The following is a 26,314-nucleotide window of genomic DNA, read 5'->3' on the forward strand; positions in this document are numbered from 1 at the left end:
ACATGCGTTGCCCTGTACTGCTAACGCCGTATGATGCCTTCGCCCCAGAAATGTTTCGCCCATTGTCCATGTCCAACCCCACCTCACCTCTCACCCACTTCGATGCCCAAGGCCAAGCCCACATGGTGGACGTTGGCGCCAAGCCCGCCACCCACCGCGTGGCCGTCGCCACCGGTCGCATCGAGATGCAGCCGGAAACCTTGGCATTGATCGAATCTGGGACTGCCAAAAAAGGCGACGTGCTGGGAATTGCGCGCATTGCAGGGATCATGGCTGCCAAAAAGACGAGTGATTTGATCCCGCTATGTCATCCACTGGCGTTGACTAGGGTTGCGCTGGAGTTTGAATTGTTGCCAGACCGACGGTCTGTTGAATGCACGGCCACTATAGAGACTGTGGGGCCGACTGGGGTGGAAATGGAAGCACTGACTGCTGTACAAATGGCATTACTCACCATTTATGACATGTGCAAAGCTGTGGATCGGGGTATGTTGATTCAGGATGTACATCTCAAAGAGAAGCGTGGAGGCAAGTCGGGAACCTATATTGCAGCTTCGCCAAGCCTGAAGCCATCTGAATTCCACTCGCAGCAATAGTGCTATCGTTCGACAGGAACTCTTGCCAATAAGCGCAAGTGCCTTCAACGGCATTCTGCTGGAGCATATTTTGCTGGCAATGTACCTAGCGTACGGTTTGCCAAGCCCCTGGCGGTCGCAGTTGTAGAGGTATCGCTAGCACACGCCCAATCTACCGCTCCTTGCGCGGAATCAATTGGCGTGGTGCCCTGAACGTTTGGTGAAAAAACTATAGTACGCCCGTTCAAAACTGTAGGAATACCGTTGCCGTTGGTCGCAGCAATCATCACAACTACAGGCCAAGGTGATGCAGCTCCTGTGATTTGAATGTCACTAACATATTTGGTGGATTTCTGAGCCACTGGTGTGGCGTTGTATGCGACTGAGGCTGCATTCATTCCACTGATGCCATTGGATTGGAAAGCTTCACTCAAGATTTCTTTTCCAGTGGTCGCGGCCACAATACCCTCGGCAATTTTTGCTCTTACTGTGAAGTCTTGGTATGCTGGTAAGGCAATTGCCGCCAAAACCCCAATGATTGCCACAACAATCATTAACTCGATCAAGGTGAATCCTCGGATTTTACTGTGACTCATGACACTCTCCAATTGTGAGCGATGCAATACAAATCTCAAGAAATCAATTTAATCAAATGCACAAATCAAAAATGATATATATATTATTAAGATGATTTAATTCGCTTGCGGTTTGGCCTTCGGTTGTGAAAAAAATTTTGTTATTTCTAAAAACCGTCGCCTTTCATAAACCCAACGATGTTAGATTTACTATCAAGTATGGCTATCCAGTCTTGTCTTCCAGTGATTGGGAGATACACCAAGTTTTCTTGCGAATCTCCGTTTTTTAGAGCAATTTCTTCAGCGCGTGCGGAGTGCTGCGGATATTTTTGAAGAAAACGATCTAATTTGTAGGCGCGATGATGTGCTTGCAACGCGGCTTCGTCAGCGTAGGGCACGTAGAAATCCGGTCTCTCTGCATAATCGCGACCTCCACTCAGAGCGCTAAATAATACACTGTTTTTCTCTTGGATGTCTCGAGGTTTTCTGATGGCAACCATTTTGGGCCCCTCCCAGAGGCTAGGGCGAAGTGATGGTTCTAAAGATTTTAGATCTGCATCTTCTAAGGCGGGTGCATTAATCACTTTGAATCGATCGACCTCAAACACCAGAAACAATGGACGTGCCTCCTGAACCGTCCAAAGCCCGTAACCTAGAGCACTCAGTTGAATCAGTGCCACTATTCCCAAGTCTCGCACAAGCTCTGCACGAGGCTTTGTGGGGGTGAACAAAACGGCGGTTAGCAGCGGGCCGCAAACAACATCGACCACTACTACTAACAAAAAAAGCTCGCGCCCACCAGACAAGTCTCTATAAGGGAATGGATACCAAAGCCCAAAAACAAGCCCTGCCGCCAATGCAGCAATCAGCAAGCTGCAGGCCAAATGAAGTGCTGATGCACGCAAGGCTGTTTGGACGCGTTTGCGAAAAGTCATTTCTATCAATTTGGAGATAAAAAAAGAGCGCCGAAGCGCTCCTTTTTACCGCGAATAATCAGCGGCACTCGGAGGGAGCGTATTTGGAAGGCAGCGTCCCTGCAACTCGGTTGTTCAGACCACGGGCTTGTGCCGCCGCCGTCGTCAGGCTGCCGCATGCCCAGTCGATCGCGCCGACCGAGGCTGCTGTAGGCGTGTTTGTTTGAACGTTTGGTGACAGCGTAATAGTATTAAGATCAAGCGCCGTAGGGATACCATTACCTGCGGTTGCTGCAATAGCTACGGAAATCACCCAGTTGGTCCCACCAGCGGTAAATGCGGGGCAGTCAGCACGCCCAGGGGCACTAACCGTCGCGCCGACGCAGTAGTTAACGACATACTTCGACGCTTTCTGAGCAAACGGTGTTACGTTAAGGGCAATAGAGGCCGTGTCCAAGCCCGTAACACCATCGGACTGAAATGCCTCACTCAGCACACCCTTAGCCGCAGAGCCAGCAATCACACCTTCGCTGATTTTGGCTCGAACCGTGTAGTCTTGGTAAGCAGGCAGCGCGACAGCCGCCAGAATACCAATAATCGCCACCACGATCATCAGTTCGATCAGGGTAAAACCTTTTTGCAGAGTACGCTTCATGAAATTCTCCTCAGGGACAGTTTGCAAGTGAACACCTGTCGAACAACTCTTCAGGTTAAGCAACAACCAGCACATTGCGTGCCAACTTGACTCGGGCTTCGTCGCCAGAAGCCGTGTCTTTCCGGGCGGGGTCTTTGCTGGATAGTTGTCGCATATGTCGCTTTTTGTGACATTTTTGTTCGACCGTCCTTGTCACCAAGGATCCGTTACAGATCAAACACTTGGCCTGCTTCCAGCCACCGGATGTCGTGGACTTGGAGACCTCCCGACAATGGGTTGGCATCAAAGCGCCGGATCTCATCCATGATGAGCGCCGTTTCTGACGGTTTTGTGTGGGTGATGTAGATGGGAAAGGTGCGGTCCGTGTGGAGTTGTGCGAGTTCTCGAGCGAGCGAGTCCGGAGAAAGGTGGAGGCTCCTGATGGCCAGTTCACGCTCTCGATTACTAAACGCCGTTTCCACAACCAACTGACAGACTGGCATGGCGTTGACCCAGGCCCAGAAGGCCGAGTTTCTCTCGGTGTCCCCACTGAAAACCCACCAGCCGGTATCTCCGCGCAAGGCGTACCCCACGGCAGGCACTGTGTGTACGGCTGGTAGTACCTCCAGGGTGCGATTGCCAATCGCTATTTGTTGACCTACCAAGATGGGGGTGTACTGAAGAAAGGGTTTCTCTGTCGTGGGTATCGCGCTGAAGTCCGGCCAGATGATGTTGTTAAACACATGGGTTTGCAGCGCTGCAATGGTTTCTGGCAATGCGCAGATCATCACAGGTGCAATGCGTAGCGACGACACTGCATCCAGCATCAGCGGCAACGCAGCAATATGGTCCAGGTGCGAATGCGTGAGAAAAACATGGTCGATCTTGCGCATTTCGTCCAGCGTCAGGTCGCCCACACCTGTGCCCGCATCGACCAGAATGTTGTCGTCGATGAGGAACGAGGTGGTCCGGCAATCTTTGGCGATGGCTCCGGAGCAACCCAGCACACGAACCTTCATGGGCCAGCCTATCTATTTGGTGTCGAAATTGGTGGCGCCGTCCCATTCGGGGTCGAAGGCCTGGCCCTGCAGGGCTTGTACGCGGGTGGCGTAAAGATCGTAGAGCGCAGAGGGGGCGGCGGTTTGCTTCAAGTTCATCAGCAGTTTGCCGCATTGTGCCCAGTCCTGGGCACGATAGGCTCCCAAGAAGTGTTGCCAGATGGATATTTCTTCGGCTTTTTGCGGTGCGATGGCGTTCAGTTCTGCCAGCGGCGAATAGATGGCCACCGCCTGTGCCTTGCCTTTGACACGCACGCGGTCCAGCTCCTGCCAAGTGAACTGCGGCGCCTGAGCCTGGGTGGTTTCACTCACCACGGTGCGCACGCCGTAGTGCTTGGACAAGCCTTCCAGGCGCGAGCCGAGGTTCACGGCATCACCAATCACGGTGTAACTGCGCCGAATGTCCGAGCCCATGTCGCCCACACACATGGTGCCGGTGTTGAGCCCTATGCCAACACCGATTTCCGGAAGCCCGCGCTCCCGGTGCAACAGGTTGATCTGCTCTACCGCGCGCTCCATGCCCAGCGCTGCTTGCACTGCGAGTTGCGCGTGTTCTGCGGTGGGCACCGGTGCCCCCCAAAATGCCATGACACAGTCCCCCATGTACTTGTCGATGGTGCCCCTGTGGCTGCGAATGATGTGGGTCAGCTGGCTGAACACGTCGTTGAGCAGGGCTTGCAGCTGAAGGGGTTCCATTTGCTCCGACATGGCAGTGAAGCCCCGCATGTCGCAGAACATCACGGTCAGTTCGCGGTTCGCTGCCTGCATGCTGTAGTTCTCAGGCTGCTTGACCATCTCGTCCACGAGCTCTGGTGGCACGTACGTACCGAACAGCGCGGCCAACTCCCGCTTCGATCGACTTTCTACAAAGTAGCCGTAGACCATGTTGAGCGCGAATGCGAGCACTGCCATCACGATCACCGTGGCCAGGGGCATCGCCAAGCCCTGGGTGAGGTAGAGCCACAGGTTCATCCCTGCAAGCGCTGCAACAACTCCCAGACTGAGGAGTACAGCCGAAGTGGCGGAAAGCGCGGGCAGGGCCAGGGCCAGCAGGACACCCGCGCAGAGCAGCTGGGCGGCGTCAAAGCCCACGGCATAGTCTGGTCGCACGATGCTTTTCCCATCGAGAAAGGCGGACAGCATATTGGCATGGGTTTCCACGCCGGGGTAGGTCCGGCCGACAGGGGTCACGCGTAGGTCGAGCAGACCGGGGGTTGTCGAGCCCACCAGCACCAATAGGCCCTGAAGACTGTGGGGTGGCAGCTTGCCGTCCAGAACATCCGACGCGGAAATGTAGCGAAATGAGCCGCCATTGACATCGCCAGCGCCGCGGAAAGGGATCAGTGTCGCTAGCTTGTTGTCCACAGGCAGGGCAAGCTCACGGCCGTCCTGGCGCAGCACGATGCTGTGCAATGTGTCGTGGGTGCCTTGAGGTGTGGTGCTGACAAAGCTGGGGTAAATCTCGGGCAAATCGAGCAAGGTGCGAAACATCGCCAGAGCCAAGGATTCATAGTAAATCCCTTGGTACTCCGCGAGCAAGGGAAGGGATCTGACGACACCATCGTCATCGGTCACGGAGTTGAAGAAGCCCGCAGCGGGCACGGACTGTGCCAGTTCCGCAATATTGCTGCCGTATCCTCCCCAGGAGGTTGCTCGCAATGGCAGGCCACGGAGTCTTTCAGTGGGCAACGCGGGCGCGGGCAAAACACCTTTCGTTCTTCCGTCCCGGTCACTGGTGAAGTAGTAGCCCAGAACTGCTGGTCGGCCTTGGAGAGCACGGGCAAAGCGCGCGTCATAGTCGAGTGTGGGAGTCAGGCGTGCTAGCTGTTCCTTGAATCCCGGTTGGGCCTGTAAAGCCCCCTGTGCCAAGCGCTCCAGGCTTCCGAGGCCGGAGCTTCCATCCGTTTCCGCGAAAAGGACGTCAAATCCCACCACGGAGGCTTGCTGACGTTCAAACAGCTCTCGCGTGAAGGCGGCGAGCTTGTCCCGTCCCCAAGGCCAGTGTCCCACCCTGTCCAGGCTCTTTTCGTCAATGTCGATGATGACAATGCGCTCGTCCAGCGTGCGCGGCATGGTCGCACGCAGCCGGGTGTCATAGATGATGTTTTCGAGCCGCTCCAGGACCTGGAGATGGAGAACGCCAGAAATGTGCAACAACGCAAACGCCAGCGGAATCAAGGTGACCGCTGTGCGCCTGGCGTGGCGCCGGAACAGATGCAAGAGTCGCTGTCGCATAGGTTCCGGCGGCAATGGAGACGGATGAATTGCCTGATTGGGCCGCGGCCCGGTCGCGGCTGTCAGCTCTGTTCGAACTGCATCTCCGTGCCGGCCAGTTCCAGGCGGTCACCGTTTTTGAGAGGCACGGGCGATGCACCGATGGATGCGCCATTGAGCAGAGGCATATCGGGGCCCTCGACATGGGCCAGCACAAAGCCCTGATGCCGCTTGGTGATGGAGGCCACGGCAACGCCAGGTTTGCCGATGGTGGTAACCACCTTTTGCAGCGACACTTCCCGTCCCGCAGCGGCACCGGACATCACACGGATGACCCCGGAGATGGGCGGGGCAGTGGCAGCAGCCAGCGGGGCGGGCCGGGAGGCCGTGCCCAACGGAGGCACCATTCCCGGTTTGAAGATCATGGTCTTCTCGAAGTTCTGCCCCTCCGCCTCGTGAAGGAAGCGGATCTTGTACTTGCCCACCTCAACGGTATCGCCATTGCGCAGTTCTTGGCGCTTGACCGCCTTGGCGTTGACGTAGGTCCCGTTGGTGCTCCCCAGGTCTTCAATTTCCACATCCTGGCCTGCCATATGGATCACGGCATGCTCGCCGCTCACGGCGAGGTTATCGATCACGATGTCGTTGTAGGGGCGGCGGCCAAGCGTAGTGCGCTCTTTGGTCAGTTGCACTTCCTTGATGACAACCCCGTCGATTGAAACGATCATTCTGGGCATGATCCACTCCTGATGTGATGAGTAATTGTTGTAGTCGGAGCCACTTACGCAGCCCCTAGCAATCGGGACATAAGGCCGCGCTTCTTGCCTCCCGCAGCCGCTTGCACCAGCAGTACGCTGACGTTATCACGACCACCGTTCGCATTGGCGGTGTCGATGAGCAATGTGGCTTTTTCCTCCAATGGCAGCGGTGCTCGCACCAACTCCGCCAGGTCTGCGTCCGCGACCATGTCTGTGAGGCCGTCTGAACACATCAGGAACAAGTCATTGGGGGCCACCTGAAACTCGTTGACTTCCATCATGACATTGGGCTCTACGCCCAGCGCACGGGTAACGAGATTCCGGTTGGACGACAGCGCGGCTTGCTGCGCTGTAAGCAGGCCGGCATCCACCTGTTCCTGGAGCCAGGAGTGGTCACGTGTGATCTGCTGCAGGGTCCCATCTCTCAGTCGATAGCAGCGAGAGTCGCCGATATGTCCCAGGATGAGGCGGCTGCCGTGGAAGACCCCGACCACCAGGGTGGTGCCCATTCCCGCATATTGTGGATTGGACAGTGAGGCTCCCAGAATGGCGTGATTGGCGTTTTCGACGCAGATCTCCAGAGCTCGGCGCACGTCAGTGGATTGGGGTGTGGTACCGGTCTGCCCCAGCCAGCGGGCCATCTCGGTGCGGATGAATGTGGTGGCCATGCCGCTTGCCACTTCACCGGCGTTGTACCCGCCCATGCCATCGGCGAGGATGGCGACCTGCGCATCCCGGTCGACTGCCACCGCATCTTCGTTGTTGGTGCGCACGCGGCCTTTGTCGGTTCGCGCGAAAAATTCATAGGTCATGGATGTTGGGGCGAGCGTCATCGGGCGCCTGAAATCGGCGGAGATGCTGCACCCCGCCCAGCGGGTGGCTCCATCACGGTTTTCTCAAAATCCGCCATTTCATGCCCTGTTGCATCGCGGACCGCATCATAGACGACTGCTCCCGGCTCCGGCGATCCCGCCTGTCCGGCTGTCAAGCCCGCCTGCCGCAGGTCGGAGGCGAATTGGCGGCCGGTCTGGTACCGGGCCTCGGGGCGTTTCTTGAGTGCCAGGGCTACCACGCTCGCCACGGCGGGGGAGAGATCGGGACGAAGCTGGCGAATGTCGGGCGCGTCCACGCTTGCAATCTTGTGCATGAGCTCGGTCATCGACTCGCCTCGCAATGGCAAGTGTCCGGTGAGCAGCTGGAACAAAGTGACGCCCAGTGAGTACAGGTCTGATCGGCCATCCACCTTCTTGCCCGCGAGTTGCTCCGGTGACATGAAGCTGGGGGTCCCCAGAACCAATCCGGTGCGTGTCTTGCTGGAGTCCGTGATGCGCGCGATCCCAAAATCCGTCACTTTCACAGCGTCTGTTGCGCTGTCGAACATGATGTTGGCAGGCTTGATGTCGCGGTGCACCACGTTGTGCGCGTGGGCGTAGTCCAGTGCCTCGGCAACGCGCGCGGCGATGGAAATCACCGTGGCCACCGGCAGGAGCTGCCCGGCCCGGCAGGCCTGTGCCAGATCCGCGCCCTTGAGGAACTCCATGGCGATGTAGGCCAGGTCATGTTCTTCGCCAGCATCGAAAATCGTCACGATGCAGGGATGCTGGAGGCGCCCTGCTGTCTCTGCCTCGCGGAAGAAGCGGGCTCTCGCATCGATCAGCGCGTCGCCCTCAAATTCTTCTCCGAGCGCCAGGGTCTTGATGGCAACCACACGTCCAATCTTTGGGTCTTTTCCCAAATAGACGACACCCATCGCGCCTTTGCCAATTTCCTTGTCTATCTGATAGCGCCCCAGCATGGGTATGCCGGTCGCCGCATCACCTGGCAGGTGTGGGGCGGAGGTCGGGGGGATCGATGCGGGCGTGCTGGAGGGGGCGCCTGTTTCCTTTTGCAGATGAGCCCGCACGCGCTTGTACCGCGCGTGTGCATCCTTGTACTCCTTGTTGTGCTGCAGGAGGTGTTTGTAAACCGATTTGGCCTTGGCAAAGTTGCGCTTGCGTTCAAAGTCCTGCGCCAGGTGGTACAGGTTGTCCATCAGGGCATCGCTGGGCGGCACCCTGCGCAGGCGCTCAAATGCCATGTCCAACTGGCCCTGCCCTTGCAGGGCGAGGCCCATCATGCGATCGGTTTCTGCGGTCTCCGCAGAGGGGGCCTGACCTCTTTTGCCAAACGCGCGCAGTGCGGTAAATGCAGCGAGACCCCCCAACAAGGCCAGCACACCAGGTCCCATAGGAATCCACAGCCCTGCATAACGCAGCAAGCTCCACTCGGTCGCAGCGAGTGTGAGCAACAGCGAAGTGCTCAGAGTCCATCCGGCTGGGCGGGAAAGTCGGGGAAGGGCCAGTGCGATAAAAAGCAGTGCAACCAATGCAGCACCCCAAGTCGCGGCCGGTGCCCACGCCGGCCGTTGCACACCGAGACTTTGCCTGATCGCGGAGAGGGTGTGTGCGAGCACCTCGACGGGGTACATGGCCCGCGTATTGGACTGGACCCATGGGGCAACCAGTGCGTTGCTGGTTTCTCCCACCAGTACGACTTTGTCCTTGAAGGCCTGGGGCAGAAATTTGCCGCCGTATACCTGGGCAAAGGACACCACAGGGAATGCGGAGGCACCGTCCGGTGCTGCGTGAAAACGCGGGAACATCACCGCGGAGGCATCGGTGGCTACCTGCAGCCCGCCCATCCGGAAACCGTGGGGCTCTGTCTGGATTCGGAGCTCTCCCTGGCCCAGATGCAGGCTGTGCCTGGCCGCTAACAGTGCCAACGAGGGCACGCCGACGTTGTCGTATCCCAATAGAAGTGGAATGCGGCGCAAGCGGCCGTCTTCATCCAGGACCACAGACAAGTGGCCGACGCCCGCAGCCACTGAACCCAGCCCCGGGATTGGGTGCTGCGCCGACGTCGCAGGGATTGCAAAGCTCCCAGGGGCCGGAAAAACGCTGCGGTGTACATAGGCAGGCAGCGGTGTGTGGGCCCCTCCTGCCAGTGCGTAGCGTGAGGCCAGGAATACATTCCCGGCGCGCTGGATGCTGGCGGCCAGGCGCGCGTCGGTATCCAGCACCTTCTCCGCCTCGTCGGCGGCACGGTTCAGCTCTGATGCCAGCAAGGACGTGTCCCCCGCGCGCGCAATGGTGTCCCGCATTCTGCGGATGTAGGTTAAGCCGCGATCGGACTGCGGCTCGGCAAAAGATGGGGTCAAGACGATGGCCTTGGCGCCTGCCGCCGAAAGCTGATCAATCAGCTTGGCATACACATCGCGAGACCAGGGCCAGTTTCCCAGAGCTGCCAGGCTGGCATCGTCAATGCCAATGATGGCAATTTCAGACAAAGGAGGTGGGGTGGTGACGCTCGTTGCGGCGTCATATATGCGGTACTCCAGCCATTGAAAGCCGCCGGTGGCCGCGCACAATGCCACGACCACCGCCGCCGCCAGTGCGCCCCGCAAACCATCGGTACGCCACATGCCAAGCCACCGTCCCGAGGTTGTTCGTCCCACTTGCTATTGTTCCACTCTCTGTATTGAATGGTACTGAAAGCAATATTTAAGCCGGGGCTAGGGGGTGCCTCGTCAGGCGTCCTACTGCGCGAAACCTGTGTTTCCCTGTGAATTCGATGACCGATCCTGTCGCGCAAGGCCGGTTGTGCCAATCGCAATGCCATTTTTGTCACACCCAGGGGTGTGTTGGACGTGATGTCCCGGGAGCCACTTCAGCAGCACGCTTTCTGAAAACGAAAAAAGCGCCCGGAACCTTGGTACCGGGCGCTTTTTTGGAGATTCGCCTCGACTCGCCTCTCAAGCCGCGCGGCCCGAGGCGTCTGTTGTTGCGCGAATGGTCGCGGCGAGATTTACTTCAGCTGGGCCTTGAGCAGCTTGCCCAGTTCCGACGGATTGCGGGTGATGATGAAACCCGACTCTTCCATGATGGCGAGCTTGGCATCGGCCGTGTCGGCGCCGCCGGAGATCAGCGCGCCGGCGTGGCCCATGCGCTTGCCGGGAGGGGCGGTCACGCCAGCGATGAAGCCCACGATAGGCTTCTTCATGTTGGCCTTGCACCACTGGGCGGCTTCAGCTTCATCAGGACCGCCGATTTCGCCGATCATGATCACGGCATCGGTGTCCGGGTCGTCGTTGAAGGCCTTCATCACGTCGATGTGCTTGAGGCCATTGATGGGGTCGCCACCAATGCCCACGGCGCTCGACTGGCCCAGGCCCACTTCGGTCAGCATGGCCACGGCTTCGTACGTCAGCGTGCCGGAGCGGCTCACGACGCCGATGCGGCCCTTGCGGTGGATGTGACCGGGCATGATGCCGATCTTGATCTCGTCGGGCGTGATCAGGCCGGGGCAGTTGGGGCCCAGCAGCAGCGTGCGCTTGCCGCCAGCGGCTTCCTTGGCCTTCATCTTGTTGCGCACTTCCAGCATGTCGCGCACGGGGATGCCTTCGGTGATGCAGATCGCCAGGTCCAGGTCGGCCTCGACGGCTTCCCAGATGGCTGCAGCAGCGCCTGCGGGCGGCACGTAGATCACCGACACGGTGGCGCCGGTCTGCGATGCGGCTTCCTTGACGGAGGCGTAGATTGGGATGTTGAAGATCGACTCGCCGGCCTTCTTGGGGTTTACGCCGGCCACGAAGGCATTCTTGCCGTTCGCGTATTCCTGGCACTTTTCAGTGTGGAACTGGCCCGTCTTGCCCGTGATGCCCTGGGTGATGACTTTGGTGTCTTTGTTGATGTAGATCGACATGTGTGTTCTCCGGGCTTACTTGACGGCAGCAACGATCTTGGTCGCAGCTTCGGCCATGGTGTCTGCAGCGATGATGGGCAGGCCGGACTCGGCCAGCATCTTCTTGCCCAGCTCTTCGTTCGTGCCCTTCATGCGCACGACCAGCGGCACGTTCAGGTTCACGGCCTTGCAGGCGGTGATCACGCCGGTGGCGATGGTGTCGCACTTCATGATGCCGCCGAAGATGTTGACCAGGATGCCTTCGACCTTGGGGTTCTTGAGCATGATCTTGAAGGCTTCGGTGACCTTCTCGGGGGTGGCACCGCCGCCCACGTCCAGGAAGTTGGCCGGCTCGCCGCCGAACAGCTTGATGGTGTCCATGGTAGCCATGGCCAGGCCGGCGCCGTTCACCAGGCAGCCGATGTTGCCATCCAGGCTGATGTAGGCCAGGTCGAACTTCGAGGCTTCCACTTCGGCCGGATCTTCCTCGTCCAGATCGCGGAAGGCCACGATTTCGGGGTGGCGGAACAGTGCGTTGGCGTCGAAGTTGAACTTCGCGTCCAGGGCCATCAGGTTGCCCTTGGAGTCGCAGTTCAGCGGGTTGATTTCCACCAGCGACGCGTCGGTTTCCATGTAGCACTTGTAGATCTTGGCGAAGATGTCTACGGCCTGGTCGACGGAAGCACCGGTCAGGCCGATGGCGGCTGCGACCTTCTTGCTTTGCTCGGTGGAGATGCCGACGATGGGGTCGATCATCTCGGTGATGATCTTCTCGGGGGTGGAGTGGGCCACTTCCTCGATGTCCATGCCGCCTTCGCTCGACGCGATCAGGGCGACCTTCTGCGTGCCGCGGTCGGTGACCAGGGACACATACAGTTCGTTCTTGATGTCGGCGCCGTCTTCGATGTACAGGCGGCGGACCTTCTGGCCTTCGGGGCCCGTCTGGTGCGTCTTGAGCTGCATGCCCAGGATTTCGCCCGAGATGCGCTTGACGTCTTCAATGGTCTTGGCAACCTTCACGCCGCCGCCCTTGCCACGGCCACCGGCGTGGATCTGGGCCTTCACGACCCACACAGGGCCGCCGAGCTTCTGGGCTGCTTCGACGGCTTCTTGCACCGTGAATGCGGGAATGCCGCGCGGAACGGGCACACCAAAATTGCGCAAGATTTCCTTGCCTTGGTATTCGTGAATCTTCATGAGGTCTCTCTCAGGGAAGGATGGTGGTTACCCGTTTACCATGAACAACAAAATGTCTGGCCGCGGGCTGGGAACATGGCAACCAGCAACTGTATCATGTTGCAATGCACCATTCTTGTGCGTAGCTGACGGCCCCCTGTCCCCGCCGGGTGGCTGGTTTTTGTCTCTTTTGTGGTTCGTTTTGGCAGACGCTGCCGCCTTTTTTTGCAGGAGCACCCCCATGTCCAAAGTCTTTATCGATGGCGAAGCCGGTACCACGGGCCTGCAGATCCGCGAGCGTCTGCAGGCCATGCCGCAGATCGAGTTGGTCAGTATCGCGCCCGAGTTGCGCAAGGACCCCGCAGCCAAACGCGATCTGATCGCCGGGGTCGATCTGGTGATCCTGTGCCTGCACGACGACGCCGCGCGCGACACCGTGGCCATGGTGGATGAGATTGCCCAGAGCACGGGCCGCAAGGTCAAGGTGATTGATGCCAGCACGGCCCACCGCACGGCACCGGGCTGGGTGTTTGGTTTTCCCGAGCTGGCCCCGGGCCAGCGCGAAGCCGTGGCCCAGGCGGACCGTGTGGCCAACCCCGGCTGTTACGCCACAGGCGCCATTGCGCTGCTGCGCCCCCTGGTGGATGCAGGCTTGGTGCCCAAGGACTTCCCCCTGGCACTGCCTTCGGTCAGCGGCTACTCCGGTGGAGGCCGCACCATGATCGAAGCCTACGAGGCTGGCACTGCGCCGCTGTTTGAGGCCTACGCTCTGACCCTGCAGCACAAGCACCTGCCCGAAATCATGCGCTACTCCGGCATCACGCGGCGTCCGATTTTCGTGCCTTCGGTGGGCAACTTCCGGCAGGGTATGCTAGTGCAACTGCCCCTGCATCTCGATCTGCTGCCTGGCGCCCCCAAGGCGGCTGACCTGCATGATGCACTGGCCTCGCACTATGCCAAGAGCAACACTCCCGAGCAATGGGTCAGCGTGCTGCCCGCCACGGCCGACGGCAAGCTCGATGCCACGGCGCTCAACGACACCAACAAGCTGGAGCTGCGCGTGTTTGCCAACGAAGAACACCGCCACGCCGTGCTGATTGCGCGCCTGGACAACCTGGGCAAAGGAGCCAGCGGAGCCGCCGTGCAGAACCTGCAGCTCATGCTGGGCCTTTGAACCGCGGCGGGTTTCCGATCCTCCTGCTTTCCCGGTAGATTCTCAAGCGCGCCAGATCTGGCGCGCTTTTTCTTTGGGCGCCTCCATCGGAATCGTTTAAGCTGATTCCAGACCGCTGACCGTGCCAGGCCCGCTGGCGCACGCCGTGAGTTTTTTGGGGGGGGCTGATGGGTTTTCCACTGTCTTACGACATCGTGGCGCCGCAAATGCGGTCGCTGCAAAAGCTCGAAGCTGCGTTGCAGCGCCTGGACCTTCGCTGGGAGGTCATCGACACCACCGCGCGCATCGTGTGCCCTGGCGAGGCGGCGGGTTTCCTGCACACCCTGGACCAGACGCGCACGGCGTTTGCCACGCTCGCGCAGGAAATGGTGGAGCACATTGCCACCACCCACCTGGGCAATCGCCTGGGCGACCTGGCCTCGCGGGCCCAGGTGGCCATCGACATCCTGGTGCGCAATCTTTTCGAGCGCACGGCCGATGTGGGCTTCATCGCTACCGATGGACCGCTGGTGGCCTTTGTGGAGGCGGCGGGAGACAGCGGCGATCCTGATACCGCCACGCTGCTGCGCCGCCGGCTGCAAGAGTACCGCGCCAAATACACCGTCTACGACGACATCCTGCTGCTGGATGCCTACGCCCATCCGTTGCTAGGCCTGGAAGACCAGCAGGTGAGCGAGGCCCTGATTGCGCAGGAGCCCGCCTGGTGGCGTGGCGCGATGGACCGCCCCGGCTATGGCGAGCACTATGGTGCCTCGGCCTGGTATCCCGGCGAAGGCGATCTGTTGCTGTACGTGCACCGGGTCGCGTCGGCCCAGGGGCGCGCCTGTGGTGTCGTGGTGCTGCGCTTCGGGCTCCATTCCGAGCTGGAGTCGATCTTTGCCGACCTGCGCGACCCCGAGGACCGTGTGGCGCTGCTGCTGGTGGATGGCAGTGACCGTGTCATTGCGTCCAGCAAGCCGGCTGAATTTTCGGTGGGCGAGTTCCTGGCCACCGGCTCTCTGCAGTCACTCGATGCCCGCCCCTGCACGCACCGTGGCCATGACTATCTGGCGCAGGCCCGCACCACCCGGGGCTACCAGGGCTACCAAGGCCTGCCTTGGCGGGCGGTGGCGCTGGTGCGCCTGGATGCGGCGTTCAAGGGCGAGCAAGGTACGCCGGACTCTGCAGCGGGCGCTGCCCAGCACATTGGCGCTGGGGCCGGTGGCGCGCAGGCACCGGTGGAGACTGCAGGCATGGAAGTGGACGATCCCATGCTGCGCGCCATTGTGGAACGCGCCCGCGCCATCGAAGAAGGGCTTACCCGCGTGATCTGGAATGGCAAGGTGGCCGAATCGGCGGTGAGCGCAGGTTCGTCGATCCATGCCGTGTTTGACCAGATCGGGCGCACGGGCAAGGACACCATTGCCGTCTTCGACGGTGCCATCCAGGAACTGCGCGGACTGCTGCTGGCAGGGCGCCGCGCCGAGATGAAGGCCCATGCCGGCCTGGCGGTCCGCATCATGGACCGCAATCTCTACGAACGCGCCAACGACTGCCGCTGGTGGGCCCTGTCTGAAGAACTGGCCCATGCGCTGACAGACATACAGGCCCGGGGCGCGCCGGAGCAATCGGCAGCTGCAGCACAGCGCGCGGCGCAGATCCTCGCGCACCTCAACAGCCTCTATACGGTGTACCGGCGCGTGGCGCTGTTTGACCGCCAGGGGCGTGTGGTGGCCGTGTCTTGCGATGCCAACACGCTGCCCGCCGACCTGCAGCTGGATGCCGACCTGGTGCGGCGCACCCTGGCCTTGCAGGGTGCGCAGGCTTATGCCGTGTCGCCCATGCTGCCCCAGGCGCTGGCCGACGGCTTGCCCGCCTATGTGTACTGCGCTGCGCTGCGCACCGCGCCGGGTGGCCCGGTGGTGGGTGGCATTGCCCTGGCCTTCAACTGCGCCACCGAGCTGAAGGCCATGCTGCGCGATGCGTTGCCGCAGGGACAGGCCGTGCGCGGCTTCTTCACTGATGCGCAGGGGCGCGTGCTGGCCAGCGCCGACGAGGATGGCCCGGATGCCGCCGAGGGCGGCGTGCCACCTGTGCTGCCTTTTGTGGCCGATATGGCGCGGGCTGCGGTGCCGACAGGTGCTGCAGGGCGGCAGCCCGGGCCCGCCGGAAAAACTCCCTCTGTGGCCACGGCGTCCGCCATGCCCGCCACCGCGCAGCGCGTGCGCTGGCAAGGGCAGGACTATCTGGCGGGTGTTGCGGCCAGCACCGGATACAGGGAATTCAAGCGCGATGACGGGTACCGGGAACCCGTGTATTCCGTATTGCTGATGCCCGTGCAGCCCGCCGTGGCCAGCAGCAGTGCGCTGGCCCTGCCGCAGTCATCCGTGAACGGGGCCGGTGGCAACGTGCGCCGCTATGGCGTGGTGGCCTGTGGCGCCTTGTTGTTGGCCATCGACAGCGTGCATGTGCAGCAGGCCATGTCGGCCGCGCGCCTGGTGCAGGTGCCTGGCCCGGCGCAGTTGGCTGGCATGCTCGAGATTGCCCACGAAGGCAGTACCCGCATGGCACCAGCCTATGACGCCTGCCGCATTGCGGGCCTGTCTGCGTTGGCCGACCCGCGACGGGCCGTGGCGGTGGTGGTGACGAGCCAGGGCCGCCCGGTGGTGCTGTTGGTGGAGCGCCTGGTGGGGGTGGTGTCGCAGGACAGCGTGCACCCTGTGCCGGGCAGCGTGTCCGCACACGCCCCGTGGATCACGGGCATCCTGAGCGACCGGGGCTCGGGCCAGGCCATCGTGTATGTGGTGGATCCCAATGGCCTGGATGCCCGGTGGGCACCCTTGCCGCCCGAGGTGCTTGCGGCACCATCAGCCAGTGGCACCGCCGCAGAGTTGCCAATGCAGCGCTGACCGGGCCTGGTCAGAGGACACGTTGGCTGCCGGCCTGGGTCAGGCAGCGCCAGGGTCTTCGTCCTCCGTGTCGCCCCCAATGGCTTTCTGGATGGCATACAGGGTGAAGCCGCGTGCCATCAGGAAGCGGACTTGGCGCGAGCGTTCTTTCATGTCCAGAGGCACCTGGCCAAACTTGCGCTGCCATACCTCGCGCGCGCGCTGCACCTCGGTGGCCAGCAGCGGAGCCGTGGCTTCGCGCGCCAGCTCATCGGCCACGCCCCGGGTGCGCAGTTCCCGGACCAGGCGGGCGGCACCCAGGCGGGGGCCCCGGCGATGCACCAGGGATTGGGCCGCGCGCTGGTCGCTCAGCCAGTCCTGCTCCACCAGCAGGTCCAGCAGGGCGGCCAGCTCCTCGGGACTCTCCGCGTGGGGCGCCAGCTTGGTGGCCAGCTCGCTGCGGGAATGCTCCCGCTGGCTTAGCAGGCGCAGGGCCCGGCCCTTGAGCGAGAGCGTGGTGAACCCCATGAATCTATTTGCTTCAAATTTGATAGCTTCTAGCGCTTGCCAATCAAGCGCTAGAAGCCAATTTTGCTTGAAATTTCGGAGTTCACTCGTCCGCAGTGGCGGCAGGGGCCTGCAGTGCGCCAGGCAGCAGCGCAATGCCCAGGCCTTCGCGCACCTTGTTCTCGATCTCGCGGGCGAGGTCGGGGTTCTCGCGCAGGAACTCACGCGCGTTGTCGCGGCCCTGGCCGATTTTTTCGCCGTTGTAGGCGTACCAGGCACCGCTCTTTTCCACGATCTTGGCGGTCACGCCCATGTCGATGATTTCGCCCTCGCGGCTGATGCCCTCGCCGAACAGGATGTCGAACTCGGCCGTCTTGAAGGGTGGGCTCACCTTGTTCTTGACCACCTTGACCTTGGTTTCGTTGCCGATGGCTTCGTCGCCCTTCTTGATGGTGCCGGTGCGGCGGATATCCAGGCGCACGGAGGCATAGAACTTGAGCGCGTTACCGCCGGTGGTGGTTTCGGGCGAGCCGAACATCACGCCGATCTTCATGCGGATCTGGTTGATGAAGATGACCATGCAGTTGGTCTTCTTGATGGTGGCGGTCAGCTTGCGCAGCGCCTGGCTCATCAGGCGGGCCTGCAGGCCGGGCAGGGCGTCGCCCATTTCGCCTTCGATTTCGGCCTTGGGCGTGAGGGCTGCGACCGAGTCGATGACGATCAGGTCCACAGCACCCGAGCGCACCAGGCTGTCCACGATCTCCAGCGCCTGCTCGCCGGTATCGGGCTGGCTGATCAGCAGGTCGGACAGCTGCACCCCGAGCTTCTGGGCGTATTGCACATCCAGGGCATGTTCCGCATCCACGAACGCGCAGGTGCCGCCCTGTTTTTGCATCTCGGCAATCACCTGCAGCGTGAGCGTGGTCTTGCCCGAGGATTCCGGGCCGTAGATTTCGACCACCCGGCCGCGCGGCAGGCCACCTACGCCCAGGGCAATGTCCAGGCCCAGCGAGCCGGTGGAGACCACCTGAATGTCCTCGATCACCTCGCCTTCACCCAGGCGCATGATCGTGCCCTTGCCGAATTGTTTCTCGATCTGGGCGAGCGCGGCGGCCAGGGCCTTGGCCTTTTCGGTGTTCACGGGCAATGCGGGGTTGGTGCCTTTGACTGCGACGTCCATGAGAAAACTCCTTGAAAAACAACAGGTTGGATGTTTGCATTGCTCTGCAATTAATCACAGGCTGGATGCTTGAACAGTAGTTTATGCGAGCTATTGGAAGGCATTCAAGGATAATTTAGTCAGTTTGCCTGACAATTCGGTGATGCCTGATTTGTCCCTTCCATCCCCTGCCGAAGACGGCTGGCGCCAGACCCACCTGGGCCGCCTGTTCGGCCACGCCATGCGCCGTTTCGACGCGCGCGTGCTGCAGCTCATGGCGCACAACGTGGAAGTGCCGCTGGCGCTGTCCAACCTGGCCGCGCGCGACCAGGTGAGTGCAGCCCATGTGCACATCACGCGCCACCTGGCGCTGCCGGGCGACCGGCTGACTGACCTGGCCCAGCGTGCGGGCATGACCAAGCAGGCCATGGCCAACCTGGTGGACCAGTGCGAGGCCTGGGGTCTGGTCACGCGCGAGGCCGACCCGCTCGACGCGCGCGCGCGCCGCGTGTGTTTCACGACCACGGGCCTGGCGTGGCTGCAGGCGTTCCGGGATGCCGTGGCACAGGCAGAAGCCGAGTTCCGGACCGAAGTAGGCCACGACGTGGCCACCGTGGTGGCCATTGGACTGGAGGCCTATGCGGGCGGCGATGGGGCCGGTACGTTGATGCGCTGAACCCGGGTCAGGCGGCTGCGCCCGTTGCCAATGGCACCTGGGACTGTGCTGCAGCCGCCAGCTGGCCTGCGTCGATGCCCATGGCACGCAGTGTGCGCGCCGCCACGCCTTGCGGCATGGTGGCCACCACTGCCACTACGTGGGCCCCCAGAAGGGGGCCGCCCTGGTCCTTGCGGGAGCGCGCGAGCGTCTGCATGACCTCCTGGCCCGAGGGCTGGGCCCGGTAGAGGCCTGGAACCGGTGGCGCGAGGGCCGGCGCCTGCGGCAGGGTCGCATTCAGTCCCATGTCCTGGAGCGCATCGCGGTACTGCTGCTCGATCGCATCCCGCACGGCGGCGGGGTCGGCCCCCACGCTCTCCAGCGCACGCCGGGCCGACCCCTCGGGAAGATCGATGGCGGCCAGCAGAAAATGCTCGGCCCCCGGTGCGGCCTGGCCGCTTGCGCGGGCATGGGCCTCGGCGCTGGTGCACAGGCAGCTCAGCGTGCGCATGCTCTGGAAGCGGTGTTGCAATTGGCGAAACATGGCGAGAACTCCTTCTCAAGAACGGAACGTCTGTGGGGCCTGGGGCATGTGGGGTGACAGGCGCTTGTGCGCTGCCTGCTTGCTCACGCCCAGGGCCTGGGCGATCTGCGTCCACGACCAGCCCTGCTCCAGCGCCGCGGCCACGGCAGCGGTTTCCAGCCGGTCGGCCATCAGGCGCAGGGCGACTACGGCAGCCAGCGCGGCCTCGGGGTTGTCGGGCGGGGGGAGTGCGGTTGGGGGCTGCATTCGTCAACTGTAGTTGACGAATGGTCGACCGTCAACAAACATTGACGAGGGGGTTTTTGAGCCGAAGTCAGACGGTGGCGAACGTATTCGCTCCCATGTCCGATGCGGGCAGGGGTTGTGGTGTTTCGCCGGCGGGCGAAGCGCAGGCCAACAGCCATTGTTGAAAACACTGCAACGCATGCAGTTGGGTGCGGCCTTCGGGATAACAAAACCAGTAGCCCATGTCGCTCCGGTAGCCACCGCGCAGCGGCGCGTCGGCCAGGGGCTCGCGCACCAGCCCGGCGGTGATCTCGTCCTGCACCAGGCAGCGCGGCACCAGTGCCAGGCCCATTCCAGCCATGACCGCGCGGATCATGGTCTGGAACTGGTCGAATTGCGGGCCCGCCAGGGGATCGATAAGGCCGGGCACCCCGTGTGTCTCGCTCCAGCGCAGCCAGGCCTCGGGCACTGTCACGTGGCGCATCAGCGTGTGGTGCGCCACGTCGCCCGGCGTGTGGACGGCCCAGTCGGCCACGCGGGTGCGCGGGGCGATCAACGCCACCTCGTTGCCGGTGATGTAGTGCGCGTGCGCGCCGGGCCAGTGGCCTTCGCCGAACAGGATGGAGCAGTCCAGCTCGGGCCGCTCGAAGTCGTAGCTGTGCACGTAGGGCACAAAGTGCAATGTGACCTGCGGGTGCTGCTGCTGGAACTGCGGCAGGCGCGGGATCAGCCACTTGGCTGCAAACGTGGGCAGGCTGGACAGGTGCAGTGCGCCACCACCGTCGTCGCTGGTGATCAGCTCCAGGGTCGCCGCCTCCAGCTGCGCCAGTACCGCGCGCACGGCCTTTTCGTAGCGTTCGCCCGCCGGTGTCAGCGCCAGGCGCTTGCGGCTGCGCTCAAACAGCGCCACGCCCACCCACCCCTCCAGCTCCTTGACCTGTTTGCTCACTGCGCTTTGCGTCAGGTGCAAGGCCTCGGCCGCGCGGGAGACGCTGCCAAACCGCGTGACCATGGAAAACGCGCGCAACAGGTGCAAAGGGGGCGAAAGCCGACGAAGAGAGGACATGGTTGCAGGGTTGGATCATTCCTTTTTGGAATGTTATCAGGCGTATCCGTTGCTTGGAAATTGTCTGTGCCTCACTTAACCTTAAAGCACCCCATAGGAGAAAAACCCATGCAACGCCGTCACATGCTCTCTGCGCTGGCCTCTGTATCTTTCGTTCCTGGAATGTCACTGGCGCAAGAGGGCAAGCCTCTGCGCATCATCGTGCCCTTCCCCCCAGGCGGCGCGACCGACATCACGGCCCGCAGCCTGCAGGAGCCGCTGGCCCGCATCCTCAAGCAGCCCGTGGTGCTGGAAAACCGTGGCGGCGCGGGTGGCTCCATCGGCATGGCCGAAGTGGCCCGGGCCCCTGCGGACGGTTTGACGTTGGGGGTGGCCACGCTGTCCACCCATGGTGTGAACCCCGCCGTCTACAGCAAGCTGCCCTATGACCCCACCAAGGACTTTGTGGGCGTGACCGAGATCGTGAAGGCGCCCGGCGTGGTGGTGGTCAACCCGGCCGTCCTGCCCGTCAAGGACCTTGCGGATCTGGTGAGGCACCTCAAGGCCAACCCCGGCAAGGTGTCCTACGCCACCCCGGGCAACGGCACCATCGGCCACATGTGGGGCGAGCTGTTCAAGCGCAGCGCAGGCACCGCCATGGTTCATATCCCCTACCGGGGTGCAGGCCCGGCCATCAACGATGTGCTGGCTGGTCAGGTGGGGGTGTACTTTGACCAGGTGGCCTCCTCGCTGCCCTACATCAAGGCTGGAAAACTCAAGGCGTTGGCCGTTTCCTGGCCAGTACGGTTGGATGTGCTGCCCGATGTGCCCACCTATGCCGCGCTGGGCTACAAACAGGCCAACGAGCCCTCCTGGTTCGGTCTGGTGGCCCCGGCAGGGACGCCCCCGGCGGCGATAGACCGCATCCAGCAGGCCGTGGCACAGGCCCTCAAGGAGCCTGCCGTGCGCGAGCGCCTGGCGGGGCAGGGGCTGTATCCCTCGGGCACGACCTCCAAGGAATTCACCGCACAGATTGCCCATGAGATCGACAAAATGAAGGGTATTGCCACCTACGCCAAGGTGGCGCTGGATTGAACCCACACCGGGCCTGCGGGCCCGGCGGCCATAGCCGGGGAAGACCCTTGCAGGGATATAACCATGGTCTTCACCCGGTCTGGACGGCCAGGCCAGCCGCCCCACTTTGCGCACACTCTGCCTATGCATTCAGCCTTGAAACTGATCCACCACCGCTTCCAGCACGCCCAGCCGGGCGCCACCGGGTCACCCGGACAGGCCACCCACCCCCCCGCTTCCCGCAGGGTGACGGTCATGCCCGGCAACACCCCGCTGGTGCTCGACTCGCCCCACAGCGGCACGCAGTACCCCGCCGACTTCGGCTCGGCCTGCGACCTGCCCACGCTGCGCCGTGCCGAAGACACCCATGTCGAAAAAATCTACGCCTTTGCCCCTGCGCTGGGTGCCGCCTGGGTCGAGGCCCATTTCCCGCGCATCTATCTGGATGCCAACCGCGACACCACCGAGCTCGACACCAGCTTGCTCGATGGCGAGTGGACCGACCCCATCTCCACCGACCCCCAGGTGCTCAGCAAGGTGCGCCTGGGCAAAGGCCTGATCTGGAAGTTCACCGACGAAGGCGAGCCCATCTACAACCGCCAGCTCACCGTGGCCGAGGTGCGCGCGCGCATCGACCAGTGCTGGCGCCCGTACCACGCGGCGGTGGCCCAGGCCATCGATGCCGCCCACGCGCGCCACGGCTACAGCATTCACCTCAACTGCCACTCGATGCCCGCCGTGGCGGGGCGGTTTGCCACCGACTTTCCGGGCCTGGAGCACGCCGACTTCGTGGTGGGCGACCGCGATGGCACCACGGCCAGCCCGGCGCTGTCCGCTCTGATCTGTGAGCATCTGCGCGGCTGTGGCTACAGCGTGGAATACAACCACCCCTACAAAGGCGTGGAGCTGGTGCGCCGCTACGGCAACCCCGCAGAGCACCGCCACAGCATCCAGGTTGAGATCAACCGCAAGCTCTATATGGACGAGCGCACGCTGGCGCAGGTGCCCGAGGGCATGGCGCGGCTGCAGGCAGACCTGCAGGTGCTGGTGCGCAGGCTGCTCGTGCACGATCCGCGCTGACGGGCGCGCACCGCTTTCAGAGCCGCTTCTCAGGCCAGCAGCGCCGAAACGCTTTCGTACAGCAGCGCGATGCTGTCCTCGGTGGCGATGTTGCTGTGCGCAAAGGCGGCGCGCGACCCGTCCATGGCCACGAGCGACAACGCCTGAAACCCGCCGGTTTCGCCCGTGTGCAACAGCCAGCCTGCGCCTTGCATGGCGTGCGAGATCCATCCCAGCGCATAGCGGTTGGCGGGAGCGCGTGTCAGGTCTTGCAGCCCCTGCACGTAGCTGCGGGGCAGGGGCGTGGCATCGCCGCGCAGGGCGCGCAGGTGCCATTGCAGCCACAGGGCGTCGTCCCGCGCGGCCAGGCTCACGGCGCCGGCAGGGCTCAGGATTTCCAGCCATACCCGCTCGGGCGCCCCGGGCAGGCCTTGGGGCTGCAATTGCCCGCCTTCCAGGGCATGGCCTGCGGGCTGGTCGCTGCCCTTTCGCAAAGGCTCGCCAACGAACAGGGAGATGCCCAGCGGCTGGGCCACACGTTGGCGCAGCAGGTCTTCCCAGTCTTGGCCCGTGGCGGCGCGCAGCATGCGGGCTGCCAGCGCATAGCCAGCGTTGGAGTAGGCAAAATCCGGGTCGGCCCCCGTGCCCCGGACAGGGGCCTGGCGCAGCAGCCACTGCAGGAAGAAGTCCTCCACTTCGGCGCGCTCTTGCAGTCGGGTGAGCACGTCGGTGCCCACTTCGCCGAGGAATATCGCCACATCCTCCGGTTTGTTGAATGCCATCACGCCCGCGCGGTGGTCCAGCAGCTGCCGCAGCGTGACGCCCTGGTACGCGGGCAGGGCCTCGCGGGCCAGGCCGGGCAGGGTCTGCGCCAGGGTGCTGTCCCAGCGCAGCAAGCCTTGGTCCACCACGCTGGCCGCCACGCACGCGGTCATGGCCTTGGTGTTGGAGCCAATCGCCATGACATCGCCGCGTTCCAGCGCAGCGGTGCCGCCCAACCGGCGCAGCCCGGCCACCGCCCCACGGGCGCGCGTGGAATCCGCCCAGCCCGTCGCAGCACCTACAACGCCTTGGGACACCAGCTTGCGGGCCTGGGACTGCAGGCGCTCCAGCAAGGCGTCGACGCCATCGTCGCTGCTGCCGCCGCCACAGGCGGTCACCAGGGTGCCCAGGCCCGCTGCGGCCAGCCAGCGGCGCCGAGAGAGGATGGCGCCGCGCGCCGCAATGGAGTTCAGGAAGTTCATGGCATCTCGCAAAGAAAAGATGCCGGATTGTTGGAATGCGAACCTTGGGCCTACCCAAAGGCCTATCCCGATGCCCGGGCAGGCCAGCGCAGCGTGAAGCCCACGCCCCGGCCCTGCAGGCCCCCGCCCACGCTCACCCGCCCGCCGAGGTGCCCCATGGCCTGCTGCGCGATGGTGAGCCCCAGGCCGGAGCCGCTGCTGCGCGCGCGCGGCGAACGCCAGAACCGCTCGAAGACCCGTGCCTGCTCGCCGGCCTCGATGCCTGGGCCGTCATCGGCAATCCAGACCACCACATCGCCTGCCTCCTGGCCCACGCGCAACTGCACCGCGCGTCCGGCCCCCGGCCCGCAGCCATGCTTGAGGGCGTTGTCCAGCACATTGCCCAGCGCCGACCACAGCAGCTGGCGGTCAAAGGCCAGCACCCAGGTGTCGGGCCCCTCGAGCGACAGCTCCACACCCATCTCGTCCGCCCAGCGCATGCGCTGGGCCAGGCAGTCCTGCAACAAGGCCATCAGGTCCTGCCGCTCGGCGTTGGGGGTGGGGGCTTCCTCCAGTGCGGCCAGGGTGAGCAACTGCTCGCTCAGGTGCGCTGCGCGCTCAACGGCGCGCATCAGCGCCTCGGACGCCCGCGCCCGCGCGGGGCCTTCAGGGGCCTGGAGGAGTACGTGGGCCTGGGTGGCGATGACCGCCATGGGCGTGCGCAGCTCGTGGGCCGCGTCGTGCACCAGCGCCTTCTCGCGCGCCAGATGGGCGCGCAGGCGGGTGAGCAAATGGTCGAATGCCTGGGCCAGCCCGCGCAGTTCGCGTTCGGGCGGCAGGTCCTGCAGGGGGCGCAGGTCGTGGGCAGAGCGCGCCGCGATCTGGGCGCCAAGCCGCGCCAGGGGGCGCAGGCCCGTGCGCACGGCCAGCCACAGCGGCAGGCCCACCAGGGGCAGCGCCAGCAACACCGAAGCCGCGAGGTCCTCGCCCATGAAGCTGAGCAGCCGCGCGTCGGACAACAGGGGCTCGGCCACCAGCACGCGCCACGCGCCCGAGGTTTCCCACGCGGCCCAGTGCGGGCGCCCCGCAATCACCACCTTGGCGTGGCCGGACGGGCCGGCCAGGGCCACGGCGGGGAGGTCGGCGGCGCTGCTGTGAAACAGCTGCCCGCGTGTGTCCTGCAACTGCAGCAGGACCTTTTCACCCTGCAGCAGCTCCACATCCTGGCGCATGGCGTTGAAGGTTTGCGCCATGCCATGCACCAGCGCGCGGGCTTCCACCGGGTCGGGCATGGAGGCCAGCGGCCGTGCCAGCCCCTGCGCCAGCTGGCGCACGCCCGGGTTGGTGCCCATGGTCTCGTAGTGGGTGTAGGCCATCTGCGCCAGCAGGACCAGCCACACCAGCCCCATGGCTGCAAGCAGCGCCAGCAGGGTGCGCCGCATGAGGCTGGGGCCCCACCAGCCGTTCCCTGCGCCGTGTGCCCGGGCAAGCCATGTCATGGCTGCAGCCGGTAGCCCACGCCGCGCACCGTGACCACACGCTGGGCACCGATCTTCTTGCGCAGGTTGGAGACATGCACCTCCAGCGTGGCGGCGTCCAGCGCGTCGCCCAGCGGTTCGAGCCGCTGGGCAAGCACGTTCTTGGCGACCACGGTTCCGGGCTCGCGGGCCAGTTCCACCAGCAGGCGGAACTCACGCGGCGACAGGGCCAGCGGGGCGTCGCCCTGCCAGGCCTCATGCCGCCGGGGCGCAATCCGCAGTGTGCCCAGCGTCCATTCCTCGCAGGCCTGGCGGGCGCTGCGCCGCAGCACCGCATGCAGGCGCGACAGCAGCTCGGGCACGTGAAAGGGCTTGAGGATATAGTCGTCCGCGCCGCCGTCCAGGCCATCCAGCCGGTCCTGCAGCGCGGTGCGGGCGGTGATGACGATCACGGGCACCACAATGCCCGCGCGCCGCCAGCGGCGCAGCAGTGCCATGCCCTGGCCGTCGGGCAGGGTCAGGTCCAGCAGCACGGCGGCGACCTCGTTGGCGTCGGGCACGGGCGGCGTGGCGGCCACGCTGCGCAGCCATTGCACGGTGAACCCGTCCAGCTGCAGGGCCTGCAGCAGCGCTTGTCCCAGGTCCAGATCGTCTTCGATGAGCAGGATGTGCATGGCGGCG

The 26,314-nt window shown here is 63.3% G+C and carries 24 protein-coding genes; 6 read left to right on the forward strand and 18 right to left on the reverse strand.

Annotated features, from left to right (window positions below; genetic code table 11):
- The first annotated feature begins 68 nt into the window (after positions 1–68).
- Complete coding sequence (gene moaC, locus ASE39_RS12585) at positions 69–596, forward strand: cyclic pyranopterin monophosphate synthase MoaC (protein WP_057271475.1); 528 nt, start codon at positions 69–71, stop codon at positions 594–596.
- A gap of 44 nt (positions 597–640) precedes the next feature.
- Here the strand turns inward: moaC and ASE39_RS25840 are convergent, their stop codons facing one another.
- The 10 genes from ASE39_RS25840 to sucC form a co-directional block, all read right to left on the reverse strand.
- A complete protein-coding gene (locus ASE39_RS25840) occupies positions 641–1,171 on the reverse strand; it encodes a pilin (protein WP_082615425.1) in 531 nt (176 codons plus the stop codon).
- Between the two features lie 146 nt (positions 1,172–1,317).
- Complete coding sequence (gene tfpZ, locus ASE39_RS25845; RefSeq protein ID WP_082615412.1) at positions 1,318–2,085, reverse strand: TfpX/TfpZ family type IV pilin accessory protein; 768 nt, start codon at positions 2,083–2,085, stop codon at positions 1,318–1,320.
- A 58-nt stretch (positions 2,086–2,143) separates the two neighbouring features.
- A complete protein-coding gene (locus tag ASE39_RS25850; RefSeq protein WP_082615426.1) occupies positions 2,144–2,719 on the reverse strand; it encodes a prepilin-type N-terminal cleavage/methylation domain-containing protein in 576 nt (191 codons plus the stop codon).
- Positions 2,720–2,925: 206 nt separating this feature from the next.
- The gene (locus tag ASE39_RS12590; protein WP_057271331.1) at positions 2,926–3,717 is read right to left on the reverse strand and encodes a 3',5'-cyclic-nucleotide phosphodiesterase; all 792 of its coding nucleotides are present in this window, start codon (positions 3,715–3,717) and stop codon (positions 2,926–2,928) included.
- Between the two features lie 12 nt (positions 3,718–3,729).
- A complete protein-coding gene (locus tag ASE39_RS12595) occupies positions 3,730–5,991 on the reverse strand; it encodes an adenylate/guanylate cyclase domain-containing protein (protein ID WP_057271332.1) in 2,262 nt (753 codons plus the stop codon).
- A gap of 62 nt (positions 5,992–6,053) precedes the next feature.
- Entirely contained in the window at positions 6,054–6,707 is a 654-nt protein-coding gene (locus ASE39_RS12600) for an FHA domain-containing protein (protein WP_057271333.1), read from the reverse strand.
- Positions 6,708–6,751: 44 nt separating this feature from the next.
- Positions 6,752–7,540 (reverse strand): Stp1/IreP family PP2C-type Ser/Thr phosphatase, encoded by a 789-nt coding sequence (locus ASE39_RS12605; protein WP_082615413.1) that lies wholly within the window; start codon positions 7,538–7,540, stop codon positions 6,752–6,754.
- Positions 7,541–7,557: 17 nt separating this feature from the next.
- Positions 7,558–10,188, reverse strand: a complete 2,631-nt coding sequence (locus ASE39_RS12610) for a serine/threonine-protein kinase (RefSeq protein ID WP_057271335.1) — start codon at positions 10,186–10,188, stop codon at positions 7,558–7,560.
- A gap of 383 nt (positions 10,189–10,571) precedes the next feature.
- Complete coding sequence (gene sucD / locus ASE39_RS12615) at positions 10,572–11,468, reverse strand: succinate--CoA ligase subunit alpha (protein WP_010464520.1); 897 nt, start codon at positions 11,466–11,468, stop codon at positions 10,572–10,574.
- Between the two features lie 15 nt (positions 11,469–11,483).
- Positions 11,484–12,644: an ADP-forming succinate--CoA ligase subunit beta gene (gene sucC / locus ASE39_RS12620; protein ID WP_057271336.1), complete on the reverse strand. Its 1,161-nt coding sequence runs from the start codon at positions 12,642–12,644 to the stop codon at positions 11,484–11,486.
- Positions 12,645–12,864: 220 nt separating this feature from the next.
- Between sucC and argC the strand changes: the two genes are divergently transcribed.
- Both argC and ASE39_RS12630 read left to right on the forward strand, forming a co-directional pair.
- On the forward strand, positions 12,865–13,797 hold the full coding sequence (gene argC / locus ASE39_RS12625; RefSeq protein WP_057271337.1) for an N-acetyl-gamma-glutamyl-phosphate reductase: 933 nt from the start codon (positions 12,865–12,867) through the stop codon (positions 13,795–13,797).
- A gap of 167 nt (positions 13,798–13,964) precedes the next feature.
- Positions 13,965–16,685 (forward strand): chemotaxis protein CheW, encoded by a 2,721-nt coding sequence (locus ASE39_RS12630; RefSeq protein ID WP_057271338.1) that lies wholly within the window; start codon positions 13,965–13,967, stop codon positions 16,683–16,685.
- Positions 16,686–16,724: 39 nt separating this feature from the next.
- On the opposite strand, the gene recX is transcribed toward ASE39_RS12630, so the two are convergent.
- On the reverse strand, positions 16,725–17,192 hold the full coding sequence (gene recX, locus ASE39_RS12635) for a recombination regulator RecX (RefSeq protein WP_010464513.1): 468 nt from the start codon (positions 17,190–17,192) through the stop codon (positions 16,725–16,727).
- Between the two features lie 82 nt (positions 17,193–17,274).
- Complete coding sequence (recA, locus tag ASE39_RS12640) at positions 17,275–18,351, reverse strand: recombinase RecA (protein ID WP_057271339.1); 1,077 nt, start codon at positions 18,349–18,351, stop codon at positions 17,275–17,277.
- Between the two features lie 142 nt (positions 18,352–18,493).
- Between recA and ASE39_RS12645 the strand changes: the two genes are divergently transcribed.
- A complete protein-coding gene (locus ASE39_RS12645; RefSeq protein WP_029414146.1) occupies positions 18,494–19,006 on the forward strand; it encodes a MarR family winged helix-turn-helix transcriptional regulator in 513 nt (170 codons plus the stop codon).
- A gap of 7 nt (positions 19,007–19,013) precedes the next feature.
- Here ASE39_RS12645 and ASE39_RS12650 read toward each other — a convergent pair whose 3' ends face one another.
- The 3 genes from ASE39_RS12650 to ASE39_RS12660 all read right to left on the reverse strand — a co-directional run bounded on the left by ASE39_RS12650 (position 19,014) and on the right by ASE39_RS12660 (position 20,820).
- Positions 19,014–19,529 (reverse strand): Clp protease N-terminal domain-containing protein, encoded by a 516-nt coding sequence (locus ASE39_RS12650; RefSeq protein ID WP_010464508.1) that lies wholly within the window; start codon positions 19,527–19,529, stop codon positions 19,014–19,016.
- A gap of 15 nt (positions 19,530–19,544) precedes the next feature.
- On the reverse strand, positions 19,545–19,775 hold the full coding sequence (locus ASE39_RS12655) for a helix-turn-helix domain-containing protein (protein WP_010464506.1): 231 nt from the start codon (positions 19,773–19,775) through the stop codon (positions 19,545–19,547).
- A 67-nt stretch (positions 19,776–19,842) separates the two neighbouring features.
- Positions 19,843–20,820, reverse strand: coding sequence for a LysR substrate-binding domain-containing protein (locus ASE39_RS12660; protein ID WP_035197544.1), 978 nt, complete (start codon positions 20,818–20,820; stop codon positions 19,843–19,845).
- A gap of 108 nt (positions 20,821–20,928) precedes the next feature.
- Here ASE39_RS12660 and ASE39_RS12665 point away from each other — a divergent pair, with 108 nt between their 5' ends.
- Together ASE39_RS12665 and ASE39_RS12670 are read left to right on the forward strand one after the other, a co-directional pair.
- Positions 20,929–21,894: a tripartite tricarboxylate transporter substrate binding protein BugE gene (locus ASE39_RS12665; protein WP_029414145.1), complete on the forward strand. Its 966-nt coding sequence runs from the start codon at positions 20,929–20,931 to the stop codon at positions 21,892–21,894.
- 123 nt (positions 21,895–22,017) lie between these two features.
- Entirely contained in the window at positions 22,018–22,953 is a 936-nt protein-coding gene (locus ASE39_RS12670; RefSeq protein WP_057271340.1) for an N-formylglutamate amidohydrolase, read from the forward strand.
- Positions 22,954–22,982: 29 nt separating this feature from the next.
- Here the strand turns inward: ASE39_RS12670 and ASE39_RS12675 are convergent, their stop codons facing one another.
- The 3 genes from ASE39_RS12675 to ASE39_RS12685 form a co-directional block, all read right to left on the reverse strand.
- Complete coding sequence (locus ASE39_RS12675) at positions 22,983–24,176, reverse strand: serine hydrolase (RefSeq protein ID WP_057271341.1); 1,194 nt, start codon at positions 24,174–24,176, stop codon at positions 22,983–22,985.
- Between the two features lie 62 nt (positions 24,177–24,238).
- Positions 24,239–25,654, reverse strand: coding sequence for a HAMP domain-containing sensor histidine kinase (locus tag ASE39_RS12680; protein ID WP_242421422.1), 1,416 nt, complete (start codon positions 25,652–25,654; stop codon positions 24,239–24,241).
- The gene (locus ASE39_RS12685; RefSeq protein ID WP_057271343.1) at positions 25,651–26,307 is read right to left on the reverse strand and encodes a response regulator; all 657 of its coding nucleotides are present in this window, start codon (positions 26,305–26,307) and stop codon (positions 25,651–25,653) included. The genes ASE39_RS12680 and ASE39_RS12685 overlap by 4 nt, the downstream gene beginning before the upstream one ends.
- Between the last annotated feature and the right edge of the window lie 7 nt (positions 26,308–26,314).

The sequence above is a fragment of the Acidovorax sp. Root267 genome (assembly GCF_001429215.1).
In the GTDB taxonomy this organism is placed as follows: domain Bacteria; phylum Pseudomonadota; class Gammaproteobacteria; order Burkholderiales; family Burkholderiaceae_C; genus Acidovorax; species Acidovorax radicis.